The sequence below is a fragment of the Pedobacter kyungheensis genome (assembly GCF_000812965.1).
Lineage (GTDB): Bacteria > Bacteroidota > Bacteroidia > Sphingobacteriales > Sphingobacteriaceae > Pedobacter > Pedobacter kyungheensis.
On the sequence record NZ_JSYN01000023.1, the window covers coordinates 132,959 to 145,735 of the forward strand.

Genomic DNA, 12,777 nt, shown 5'->3' on the forward strand with positions numbered 1-12,777 from the left:
ATCAAAAATACAATCGCATAAAAAAGCCGATAATTTAGATCATTATCGGCTTTCAATATAATTGAGGGCTTGTTTAGCTTAACCTTTATAAAACACCTCATTCCAATGCAATTCATTTCTGAACTGATTGATTTTGGTATCGGCGCCAATGTTAATGTATTCCAAACCGGCAATATTGGCAAAATCCGATAAATGCTCGGTAGTTAAATTCTGGCTGTAAGCCGTATGGTGTGCTCCACCTGCATAAATCCATGCTGCACAACCTGTTTTCATATCCGGAAGTGGTTTCCAGAGTACGCGTGCAACAGGCAGGTTAGGCAGGTCATTTTCGGCTTCTACGGCTTTAACTTCATTTACCAGCAAACGGAAACGGTTGCCCATATCAATTAACGAAGCATTAAGGGCATCTCCACCACCTACATTAAATACCAAACGTGCCGGGTCGGCCTTACCACCAATGCCTAGTGGGTGTACCTCTAAACTCGCTTTGCCTGAAGCTAAACTGGCATCAACCTCCAGCATGTGCGAACCTAAAACCAATGCATTTGCAGGGTCGAAATGATAGGTATAATCTTCCATGAAAGCATTTCCGCCAGGTAAGCCAGCGCCCATCACTTTACAGGCACGTACCAAAGCTGCTGTTTTCCAGTCGCCTTCACCGGCAAAGCCGTAACCATCTGCCATTAAGCGTTGTGCTGCAATACCCGGCAACTGAATCATCCCGTGTAAATCTTCAAAAGTATCAGAGAAACCTTTAAAGCCGCCATCAACCAAAAACTTACGTAAACCCAATTCAATTCTTGCTGCATCGTAAACCGATTGGTGTCTTGCACCGCCAGCTTTCAAATCATCAGCCATTTCATAAGTAGCTTCGTATTCTTTCAATAAAGTCTGAATAGCATCCTCATCAATTCCATTAATTACAGCTACTAAATCACCAATGCCATAAGTATTTACGGAGAAACCGAATTTCATTTCCGCTTCAACCTTATCACCATCGGTAACTGCTACGAAGCGCATGTTATCGCCAAAACGCACAAATTTAGCACCCTGCCAATCATTCCATCCGGCAGCAGCCCTGCACCAGGTATCAATTTGTTTGGCTACTTCTTCGTCTTGCCAATGCCCAACCACTACTTTACGGTCTTTACGCATACGCGAAACCATAAAGCCAAATTCGCGGTCGCCGTGTGCACTTTGGTTCAGGTTCATAAAATCCATATCGATAGTATTCCATGGAATATCGCGGTTAAACTGCGTATGCAAGTGTAATAAAGGTTTTTGCAATACATTCAGGCCTCTGATCCACATTTTAGCAGGAGAGAAAGTGTGCATCCAGGTAATTACCCCGATACAGTTTTCATCAATATTGGCTTGCTGCAAAGTTTCAAATATCTCTTCAGTGGTTTTTACAATCGGTTTGTATACTACCGAAACCGAGATATTTTCATTTTGGTTCAACGAATCGGCAACCTGCTGTGCATGTGCTGCAACTTGTTTTAAGGTTTCTTCGCCGTACAAATGTTGTGTACCCGTTATAAACCAAACCTGTAATTTCTTTAAATCAATCATTCTTGTTTATGTTGTTTTTAATTTATTCAATCAAACCTCACAGGTCTTAAAAACCTGTGAGGTTTTTTATTTTTCGGTCGGTGAGACACCAACCGATAGTTCAAGGATTCCTAACTGCCAACTTAAAACTGCTAACTGTTACTTTTGTCCATAATAAGCACCCGCCCCATGCTTACGCTCATAATGTTTCTCAATTAAAGAATCTTTTAACCTGGGCGCCTGCGGATTAATCTGTTGTGTTAACAAGGCCATTTGTGCCACCGCTTCCAATACCGCACTGTTATAAACGGCTTTCTCTGCTGTTTTGCCCCAGGTAAAAGGTGCATGGTTACCCACCAAAATCATCTCCACTTCTTTATAGCTTAAGCCCAGGCTTTGAAAATGATTGATAATCTGGAAACCCGTTTCATATTCGTAATTGCCCTTAATCATGGCGTCATCCATCGGTGGCGCGCAAGGAATATCGACCGTTAAATGGTCGGCATGGGTAGTACCAAAAATCGGGATGGCTTTTTGCGCCTGTGCCCACGCCGTACCATAAGTAGAGTGGGTATGTACTACACCACCAATATCTTCCCAGTGCTTATATAAAACGGCATGTGTTTGCGTATCTGAAGAGGGGCGAAGGCTACCTTCTACGGTGTTCCCCTCAAAATCTACGATGACCATTTTTTCCGGTGTTAAATCCTCATAAGGCACACCGCTCGGCTTAATGGCGAATACACCCTTAGCACGGTCGGCAGCACTTACATTACCGAAGGTAAACAATACCAGCCCCAGCTTGGGCAGCTGCATATTGGCCTCGTAAGCCTGTTGTTTTATATCCTTATAGTTGCTCATGATAATAAGGTTTTACTTCTTTCTTATTGTATTTTTCGAGGTAGCGGCCCAGGCCTAAATATTGCTCGTAATGCTTGCGGTAAAGCTTTTGCTTTTTCACATTAGGTTTATATTCTTTTTCAAAACCTGTACCCATGGCTTGCATAGCAGCCTCAACATTTGGGTAAATGCCTGCTGCCACAGCCGCAAACATGGCTGCACCTAAAGCACAGGTGTGCTCGAAACGGTGAATGCGGATTGGCATTTCCAACACATCGGCCATCATTTGCATAATGTAAGCCGATTTTTTAGCCACACCACCAATACCTATAATTCCTTTTACCGGTACGCCTTGTTCTTTAAAACGATCTACAATGGCTTTGGCACCAAAACAGGTTGCAGCAGCTAATGCGCGGAAAAATCTCGGGGCATCGGTACCCAAACCTAAACCGGTAATGGCACCTTTAAGTTCCTGGTTGGCATCGGGTGTTCTTCTGCCGTTTAACCAATCTACAGCCAGTTCTGCATAATCTTCATCATCTAATGCTTCTGCCTGTTTACTTAAATTGGCAATGATCTTGGCTTCAACTTCTTCTTTTAAAGCCAGAGCAGTGGCTTCATCTATCAGGGCCGATTCGGTCAACAAATGATTGAGCGGCCAGCTGATTAGGTTTTTAAACCAGGCATACACATCCCCAAAAGCCGATTGACCGGCTTCTAAACCCGCCATGCCCGGAATTACTGATCCGTTTACCTGTCCGCAAATACCACCAATCAGTTTACCGTGTAAATCTTCGTTTGGCGCTACCAGAATATCGCAGGTACTGGTACCCATTACTTTACTTAAATAATAAGGTTCTATCTGCCCGCCAACTGCGCCCATGTGTGCATCAAAGGCACCTACGCCAATTACCACATCAGTGCTTAAGCCCAGTTTGTTTGCCCATTCTGCACATAAGGTGCCAGCGGCAACATCCGAAGTATCGGTATCTGTAAATAATTTATCTCTGAAACCAGCCAAAAGCGGATCCAGACTGCTAAAGAAATCTTCAGGAGGTAATCCGTTAAATTCTTCTGCCCATAAAGCTTTGTGCCCGGCGGCACAACGGCTTCTTTTCATCGTAGCTACATCTTTACCACCACAAAGTAAAAACGGAACCCAGTCGCAATGTTCTACCCATGATTGAGCACCATTGCGAATAGACTGATCTACCCTTAAAGTGCGCAACAGCTTAGCCCAAAACCATTCAGACGAATAAATTCCACCAACGTACTTTAAATAGTTGGTTTTAAATTGGGTAGCGTGCTCGTTAATTTCTGCGGCTTCTTTTACTGCCGTATGGTCTTTCCAGAGCACAAACATGGCATTGGGGTTTTCCTCAAAACCGGGTGTTAAGGCCAGGGGAGTACCAGTTGCATCAACTGCCACCGGACTTGAACCCGTCGTATCAACCGAGATGCCTTTTACCAAGGGCGCAATGGCTGCACCACCGGCTTTTTCAATACACTGTTTAATGGTGTGTTCTAAACCTTCAATATAATCGAGTGGGTGTTGTCTGAATTGATTAATGGCCGGTTTACAATATAAACCTTTCTGCCATCTCGGGTAAAGAAAAACAGAGGCCGAAATTTCTTTTCCATTTGCGGTATCGACTAAAACCGAACGAACAGAATCCGTCCCGTAATCTACACCTATTACATAGTTTGCTGTGCTCATAACAATAAATAATCGTCTAATTAACGTTTATTTATTTGAAATAAAAAATTTTATCGGTTTTTTATCTTTTATTCATCTTCAGCGGGTTAGAAAGATATCCAAAACAGGCAATAGGAATTCGTTAATCTATATATTTGTTTAAGTAGTAAAAGAATTTGTAAATCCAATGAAGAATCATAAAATCAATCCTACTCGTTTATATTTAACATGGATAGTGGTATGTATTACTTTAATGTTACTTGTTCCTCTCCAAAGTGCAAACTCGGGTTCAAGCGGAAGTGCTCCTTTTGTAATTGTGAGTGGCGTAATTTTTATATTTATTATTGGAACATTTACGATCAGTATTTTAAATATATTTCTTTTTAAAGTATGGGTTAAAAAATATTGGTTCATAAATGGCACAATCACATTGTTATCAGGTTCTGCTATCGGCTATCTTTTATACCGTGTAATATCCATAAACAGTTAGCGTTAATTCATTGTGCACGCTATTAATAAGCGTTTACTCTTGACAAAACTTGAGATTAAGCCCAATAAACCTTAAATTTACCTTATGGCCAAAAAAGGTAAAGCAGATCCCGGTTTAACAAAGAAGATTTTCGTTTTGGATACCTCCGTAATCCTTTACGATCATGATGCGATTAACAATTTCCATGAACACGATGTAGCCATTCCCATTCAGGTGCTCGAAGAGCTCGACAATTTTAAAAGCGGAAATGATACCCGTAACTTTGAAGCCAGAAGCTTTATCCGCCTGATAGATGAAACGGCAAAACAAAAATTGATCAGCGACTGGACACCGCTGAAAAAGGCCAATTCGGGTAAGTTTAAGGTAATCCTGAATGAAAATCCACTGGCTGTAAATGCAGAAGAAGTTTACGGCAAAGGGAAAACCGACCATAAGATTTTAAATGCAGCCTTAAGTTTAAAAGCCGAATACCCCGATAAACGTGTGGTGCTGGTATCAAAAGACATCTGCTTGAGATTAAAAGCCAAAGCGCTCTCGTTAAATGCTGAGGACTACGAAACCGGAAAAATTAAAAATGTAGATGAACTCTATGCCGGTAAAACCGAACTGCATGATTTTTCGCCCGAAATTATTGAAGCCGTAAAACAAGAACCCTTTTTAGCGGCCAACGACATCGGGTTACCGCAAAAAAATGCCAACCATTTTTACATTTTAAAAAATAAACGGAAGAGTGCCAGTGTTTTTTACAATGAAAGTTTAAAAACCATTTCGGCTGTTTCTACTAACCCGGTTTTTAAAATCAAACCTAAAAATATAGAACAGGCTTTTGCTATACATGCACTGCTCGATCCGAACATTAAACTCGTAAGTATACAAGGTAATGCCGGTACGGGAAAAACATTATTGGCGCTGGCAAGTGCTTTGGAACAACGCAAAAATTTCAGGCAGATTTATGTCACCCGGCCTATCGTATCATTAAGCAATAAAGATATTGGTTTTTTACCGGGTGATGCCAAATCCAAAACAGATCCTTTTATGGCACCGATTTGGGATAACCTCCGGTTTATTAAAGAGCAATTTATTGGTGATGATAAAATGACTGAAAAGATTGATGAGCTGATTACAACCGAAAAGATAGCCATCGCACCTTTGGCTTTTATCCGTGGCAGAACTTTAACCAAAATTTTCTTTATTATAGACGAAGCACAGAATTTAACCCCACACGAGGTAAAAACCATCATTTCGAGGGCAGGAGAGCACACCAAAATTATTTTTACCGGCGATATCTACCAGATTGATACGCCTTATCTGGATTCGGAAAGTAATGGCTTATCGTACCTTATTGAAAATGCCAAAAACCATCCGCTATATGCACACATTACATTGCATAAAGGCGAAAGAAGTGAACTGGCCAACCTGGCAAACGAGTTGTTATAAGTGTTTAATATTTCCCGCTGATAGCGCAGAGCACGCAGATAAATGTATTTTTAGTCTGCGTTAATCTTCTTAAATCTGCGGGCAAACTATAAAGTGCAAATCTAATTCACCTCCCGCTGATTTCGCAGAGCACGCAGATAAAATGTATTTTTAATCCGCGGGAAACAAATAAAATTGTACTAATGGTATTTCTTCAACGATCTGAAGGCAATTAACAAGCCAATTAAAGTTAAAACCGCGCTCAATATAAACGGCGCACCAGGAAAATAAACCGGCGCTTTTCCTTCAATAAAATAAGCAAAAATATGGGTCATTACCCATGGTGCAAATATGGCAGCCAAACTTTGCAAACCGGTTAAAACACCCTGCATTTCGCCCTGCGCATTCGCCGGGATCTGATTTGAAATTAAACCCTGCATGGCTGGTCCACCAATACCGGCCAAACCATATGGCAACATGAAAGCAAACATCATCCAGCCCTTTGTTGCAAAGGCGAAGGCCACGAAACCAATCACGTACAGCATTAAGCCAAAATATACCGCTTTCTTTTCGCCAATCTTAGGCAGAATAATCCTGATTAAGCCACCTTGCACAACACCGATTACCAAACCCACAAAACCCAGCGAATAACCCACCCAGGATGCATCCCAGTTAAATTTCTCCATGGTATAAAAGGTCCAGTTGCTTTGTACCGAGTGACTTGAGAAATACAATAAAAATAAAGTAACCATTAAGCCCATTAAGGCCGGATATTTGCCAATACTGCGTAACGAACCGATGGGATTGGCTCTTTTCCAATCAAAAGCCCGGCGTTTTTCAGCAGGTAACGATTCAGGCAAAATGAAATAACCATACAGCCAGTTAATTAAAGATAAACCGGCTGCCACCATAAAAGGAACGCGCGTACCAAAATGACTGAAGGCGCCACCCAGTACAGGTCCTAAAATAAAACCTACTCCAAAAGCTGCACCAACCAAACCGAAGTTCTGCGCCCGCTTTTCGGGTGCTGAAATATCGGCAATATAGGCCTGGGCCGTAGTAAAACTAGCCCCCGTAATTCCGGCAATAATCCTGCCTACAAATAACCATATAATAGAAGGGGCGAAGGCCAGAAAAATATAATCAATCCCCAAACCAAAAAGCGAACTTAACAACACTGGCCGACGGCCATAACGATCGCTCATGGCACCAATGATGGGCGAAAATATAAACTGTACCGATGCATAAGCCAGGGTAAGCCAACCACCGTACTCGGCAGCTAAACCAAAACCACCGCCTGTAAAATCCTGTATCAGTTTGGGTAAAACCGGAATAATGATCCCAAACCCGGTAAAATCAATCAGGAGGGTAACCATAATAAAACTCATTGCCGATTTCTTTTCGTTTGCCATAGTACGTATATAAGGTTGATGCGCAAAAGTATCAGAATTAAGGCATAAACTCAATTTAAGTTCTCTACATAGCTTAAAGGTTTTTTAGCCGAAATGCCTGATCACGAACGCTTGTTTATAAACCTGATAAAGCGAAAAGCCCACAGCGACGCAGGAGCGAGGACTTGTAGCGATAGCAGGACGGCAGCCCTCCATTAACACGGAACCCTGAATTTCCTAAAAATAAGCATCTTCTGTTTTTGTCCTATAACAAAATGCGTTAAACCAGCCTACAGCGAATTAAAAACAGCAGCGAGACTCAAAACCTATAACAATAGTCAAAACTTTTCCACAATGCCTTATTTCGGCATAATTTTGTTAAATTCGCAAGGTTATAACAATACCTTTTTAAACATCGTTTTAAATAACGAGAATAATAATTTATGGCAGAAGATTTAGAGAATCAGCAGAACGACAAAATCATTCCAATTAATATAGAAGAGCAGATGAAATCGGCCTACATTGATTATTCAATGTCGGTAATCGTATCGAGGGCTTTGCCTGATGTACGCGATGGATTAAAACCAGTACACCGCCGTGTTTTATACGGTATGCTGGGCTTAGGTGTAACCAGCGGTAAACCTTATAAAAAATCTGCCCGTATTGTGGGTGAGGTTTTGGGTAAATACCACCCGCATGGTGATGCATCTGTATATTTTACCATGGTACGTATGGCCCAGGACTGGAGCTTGCGTTACCCGATGGTAGATGGACAAGGAAACTTTGGCCACATTGATGGCGACTCGCCGGCTGCAATGCGTTATACTGAGGCCAGGTTTAGTAAACTGGCTGAGGAAATGGTTGCCGACATCAACAAAGATACTGTTGATTTTCAGCTAAACTTCGATGATACCGAGCAGGAACCAACTGTTTTACCTTCAAAAATCCCGAACCTTTTGGTTAACGGATCAAGTGGTATTGCGGTAGGTATGGCTACCAACATGGCGCCACATAACTTAACAGAGGCCATTGATGGTGTAATTAACTATATCGATAACCGCGAAATTACCGTTGAGGAACTGATGAAGTTTGTAAAAGCTCCTGATTTCCCTACAGGCGGTATCATTTACGGTTACACCGGTGTTAAAGAAGCTTTTGAAACTGGTCGTGGCCGTATTGTAATGCGTGCCAAAGCCGAAATTGAAAGCATTAAAGACCGCGAGGTTATTATCGTAACTGAAATTCCATATCAGGTAAATAAAGCCCAGATGATTGAGCGTACTGCTGAATTGGTTGGCGAGAAAAAACTGGAAGGTATTTCTAATATCAAAGACGAATCGAATAAAGATGGTATCCGTATCGTGTACGAAATTAAACGCGATGCCAATGCCTCTATCGTTTTAAATAACTTATATAAGTATACTGCCTTACAAACATCTTTCAGTGTAAATAATATCGCATTGGTAAAAGGCCGTCCGCAAATGCTAAATCTTAAAGATTTAATTGTGCATTTCGTAGATCACCGCCATGATGTTATTGTTCGCCGTACCAAATACGAATTGGCCGAAGCCGAAAAACGCGCACACATTTTAGAAGGTTATTTAATTGCTTTAGATCATTTAGATGAAGTAATTAAATTAATCCGTGCCTCAGAAACTCCTGAGGATGCCCGCCTTGGCTTGATGGAAAAATTCGGTCTGAGCGATCTTCAGGCACGTGCGATCCTCGATATGACTTTACGTCGTTTAACAGGACTAGAGCGTGATAAGATTAAAGAGGAATATGCTGAACTGATGAAAACCATCGAATATTTAAAATCTGTTTTGGCTGACGAAGGCTTAAGGATGAAAATCATTAAAGACGAGCTGGAAGAAGTAAAACAGAAATTTGGCGATGAGCGTAAAACAACCATTGTTCACTCTGCAGAAGACATGAGCATGGAAGATTTCATCGATGATGAAGAGGTAGTGATTACCATCTCGCACGAAGGCTATGTTAAACGTACACCTGCAACCGAGTTCAAAGCACAGGGTAGAGGTGGAAAAGGTTCTAAAGGCAGTACTTCACGTAACGAAGACTTTATTGAGCACATGTTGGTGGCTACAAACCACAACTACATGTTATTCTTTACCGAAGCCGGAAGATGTTTCTGGTTAAGGGTTTACGAAATTCCGGAAGGTTCGCGTACCAGCAAAGGAAGGGCGATCCAGAATATCATCAATATCCCGAAAGAGGAGAAAATTAAAGCTTACATTAAAGTTAAAAACCTGAAAGATCAGGAGTATTTAGAGAACAACTTTATCATTATGTGTACCAAAAAAGGTACCATTAAGAAAACTTCTCTTGAGGCTTATTCACGCCCGCGTGTAAATGGTATCAACGCCATCAACATTAACGAAGGTGATATTTTACTGGAAGCTTGTTTAACCAATGGCGAAAGCGAAATTGTAATGGCTTTACGCTCAGGCAGGGCCATCCGTTTCAACGAAAAAACTGTTCGTCCGATGGGTAGAACTGCTACCGGTGTACGCGGTGTAAGGCTGGCGCACGACCAGGATGAAGTAGTTGGCATGATTGCTGTAAACAATCCTGAAGTTACGGTGTTAGTAGTATCAGAAAAAGGTTATGGAAAACGTACCGATATTGAAGATTACCGTGTAACCAACCGTGGTGGTAAAGGGGTAAAAACCATTAACGTGACCGAAAAAACCGGACAATTAGTTTCGATTAAAGACGTTACTGATAGCGAAGATTTGATGATCATTAACCGTTCGGGCATTGTAATCCGGATTCCGGTTTCTGCTTTAAGGGTGATGGGACGTGCAACACAAGGTGTACGCTTAATCTCTTTGAAAGGTGATGATGAAATTGCATCGGTAACAAAAATCGACCACGAGGAAGATGAAGAAGAAACAGTAGATTTAGATAGTGTTGTAGTTGACGGCGAAGAATTAGAGGCCGATACCACACCAGAAACTGATGATGCTGACGAAGATGATGATTCAGATAACGAAACGGAAGAAGAAAAATAACTAAAATTAAGATCAGAATAAAAATTATGAAAAGAGTATTTCTAAGTATATTTCTGGCAGGTGCAGTAAGCGCTGCTTTTGCTCAGAAAAGCGAAGTTTCAGCAGCAAGAAACGATTGGGGCTTATTCCAGCTTACCTCGTCTAACGCTTCAACTCCACTAGCCAAAAAATTAGAAGCTTTAGCAAAAGGCCTGGCTCACACCGACAAAGCCATTGCTGACGAAAAATCTAAAGTAATGCCCGAAGCATGGTCTTACCGTGCACTTTTCGCATCTTCTGCTGCGATTTTAGACTCTGTAAGCACAGCAAATGCCGATGCAAACTTAAAAATTGCCCGTGAAGCCCTTGTTGAAGCTAAAAAACTGGATACAAAAGGGGCTGAAAAAGACAATATCAATTTAGCTGAAACCAATGTAATTAATGCTGTTAGAAACGGTGGTGTTATTGCTTACAACAAAAAAGATTACAAAACAGCTTATCAGAAATTTGTTCAGGCTACAGAAATTAATCCTCAGGATACTTCAATGTACCTAAATGCAGGTATTGCTGCCAGAACGATTGAAGATTATCCTGGTATGATTACTCAATTTAAAAAGGTAATTGCTTTAAATTCACCACAATCTAAAGATTTGTATAATGAAATTATTACAACTGTTTTAGCGAAACAGAAAGATACTACTGCTGCTTTGGCATTAATTAAAGAAGCAACTGCAAAATTCCCTGACAATACAGACTGGATTAAAACTGAAACCCAGATTTATATCGATAGGGGTGATGCTGCAAAATCTGAGCAAATGTTAGTGGCTTTAGCAACTAAAGAACCAAACAATGCAAACTATCAGGTTTTATTAGGTAACATTTATTTCAGCCAGGCTTTAAAATTGCAAGGCGAAAGAAATAAAATTGACCAGAAAAAAGTAAAAGAATTTAATGAAGTAACCGCTAAAATGAACGCTTTGTTAGATAAATCGCTTCCTTTTTACAAAAAAGCATTAGAAATTGACAGCAAAAATGCAGGTGCATTAGAGACCTTAAAAACCATTTATGCTTTCAGAAATGATACTAAAAATTACGACGAGATTAAAAAACGTTTAGACGCACTGCCTAAACAATAATTTACACCGTGTTTTAAAAAAAGAGCCCTGAAATTTCGGGGCTCTTTTTTTTATGTCTATTTTTATGGTTTATTATAGTTTTACTCATTTCTTTATCCTATGCAGAATTGCTTTAAAATATCATTGATCGCTTTAAGTTTAGTCTCTTTTAACGCAGTAGCTCAAAAAAGCCAAATCCTGATCGCAAGAAATTCGGTTGGTAAATTGCAGGCTTCAATTGCCAATAAAGAAGACCAAAAGAAACAACTGGCAATCATTAACGATGGTTTAAAATCAATCGAATCGGCCGAGAAAGACACTAAAACCAAAAACTGGACCGAAACCTGGTCGATAAAATCATATTTAACATCGTTTGCCGCAATAATTGATACCGACCAGGGCAACTCGAATAAATATTACGATACCGCGATTGAGGCAGTAGCCAAAGCAAAATCGCTTGATCGCTACAATGATAATTCAGGCCTGATTAAAGCCTCTGACCACAATATCCTCATCAAAAAACAAGATAAAGCCAACGAAGCTTTTTTTAACAACGAATTTAAAGAAGCTTTTGCCGACTTAAAGGAGGTGAGCAATAAATTTCCTGCCGATACCACATTGGCGTTAAATACCGCAATTTGCGCTTTAAACATCCAATCATACGATGAATCTTTAAATTATTTTAAACGCGCTAAAGAAAACGGCATTAAAAATCCATCGGTTTATCAAAAAATGGCTCAAATGTATGTGGTAAAATCTGATTACGAAACAGCCATTAAAACACTGGAAGAAGGATTGGTATTAAATCCCTTTAACCGTTTTTTAACAAACGATTACATTAATCTTCTGCTGGATACCGAAAATTACAGCAAAGCTACCACGCTGATTGAAAGAAACTTACAAGTTGAAAAGGGTAGTAAGCTGCTTTATTTTCTGTACGGTTATTTACAACAGGTTGGCGGCAACAATTCTACAGCGATTTTAGCTTATGATAAAGCCCTGGCAACAGACCAGAATTATTTCGACGCTTTGTACCAGCTAAGCCTTGCATATATCAATACTGCAAACGAAACATTAAAAAAGAACGACGCAGATAAAGCCAGTAAATACAATGGCTTAATTAACCGCGCGCAGTTTGCTTTACAACGGGCTAACGAAATTAATCCGAACGACAAAAAAACTGTTCAGCTGTTGCTTGATATTTACACCCGTAAAAAAGCTACAGATAAAGTTCAGGAGCTTAGCCGCAAGCTTCAGGAATTATAAG

General features: G+C 40.5%; 8 protein-coding genes. 4 read left to right on the forward strand and 4 right to left on the reverse strand.

Annotated elements, in window-relative coordinates; genetic code table 11:
- Positions 1 to 78: 78 nt before the first annotated feature.
- From araA to OC25_RS18610, 3 genes are all read right to left on the reverse strand, one after another.
- Entirely contained in the window at positions 79 to 1,572 is a 1,494-nt protein-coding gene (araA, locus tag OC25_RS18600; RefSeq protein WP_039479136.1) for an L-arabinose isomerase, read from the reverse strand.
- A gap of 138 nt (positions 1,573 to 1,710) precedes the next feature.
- Positions 1,711 to 2,412 carry an L-ribulose-5-phosphate 4-epimerase gene (locus OC25_RS18605; RefSeq protein ID WP_039479137.1) on the reverse strand — a complete coding sequence of 234 codons (702 nt, stop codon included), beginning with the start codon at positions 2,410 to 2,412 and terminating at the stop codon, positions 1,711 to 1,713.
- Positions 2,399 to 4,108: a ribulokinase gene (locus OC25_RS18610; protein ID WP_039479140.1), complete on the reverse strand. Its 1,710-nt coding sequence runs from the start codon at positions 4,106 to 4,108 to the stop codon at positions 2,399 to 2,401. Before OC25_RS18610 ends, OC25_RS18605 begins: the two co-directional genes overlap by 14 nt.
- Before the next feature lie 553 nt (positions 4,109 to 4,661).
- On the opposite strand from OC25_RS18610, the gene OC25_RS18620 reads away from it, so the two are divergent.
- On the forward strand, positions 4,662 to 6,014 hold the full coding sequence (locus OC25_RS18620; RefSeq protein ID WP_039479142.1) for a PhoH family protein: 1,353 nt from the start codon (positions 4,662 to 4,664) through the stop codon (positions 6,012 to 6,014).
- A gap of 179 nt (positions 6,015 to 6,193) precedes the next feature.
- On the opposite strand, the gene OC25_RS18625 is transcribed toward OC25_RS18620, so the two are convergent.
- Positions 6,194 to 7,405 carry a TCR/Tet family MFS transporter gene (locus OC25_RS18625; protein WP_039479144.1) on the reverse strand — a complete coding sequence of 404 codons (1,212 nt, stop codon included), beginning with the start codon at positions 7,403 to 7,405 and terminating at the stop codon, positions 6,194 to 6,196.
- Between the two features lie 422 nt (positions 7,406 to 7,827).
- Between OC25_RS18625 and gyrA the strand changes: the two genes are divergently transcribed.
- From gyrA to OC25_RS18640, 3 genes are all read left to right on the forward strand, one after another.
- A complete protein-coding gene (gene gyrA / locus OC25_RS18630; protein ID WP_039479145.1) occupies positions 7,828 to 10,416 on the forward strand; it encodes a DNA gyrase subunit A in 2,589 nt (862 codons plus the stop codon).
- 26 nt (positions 10,417 to 10,442) lie between these two features.
- The gene (locus OC25_RS18635) at positions 10,443 to 11,531 is read left to right on the forward strand and encodes a tetratricopeptide repeat protein (RefSeq protein ID WP_039479146.1); all 1,089 of its coding nucleotides are present in this window, start codon (positions 10,443 to 10,445) and stop codon (positions 11,529 to 11,531) included.
- A gap of 99 nt (positions 11,532 to 11,630) precedes the next feature.
- Positions 11,631 to 12,776 (forward strand): tetratricopeptide repeat protein, encoded by a 1,146-nt coding sequence (locus OC25_RS18640; RefSeq protein ID WP_039479150.1) that lies wholly within the window; start codon positions 11,631 to 11,633, stop codon positions 12,774 to 12,776.
- Position 12,777: the final 1 nt, after the last annotated feature.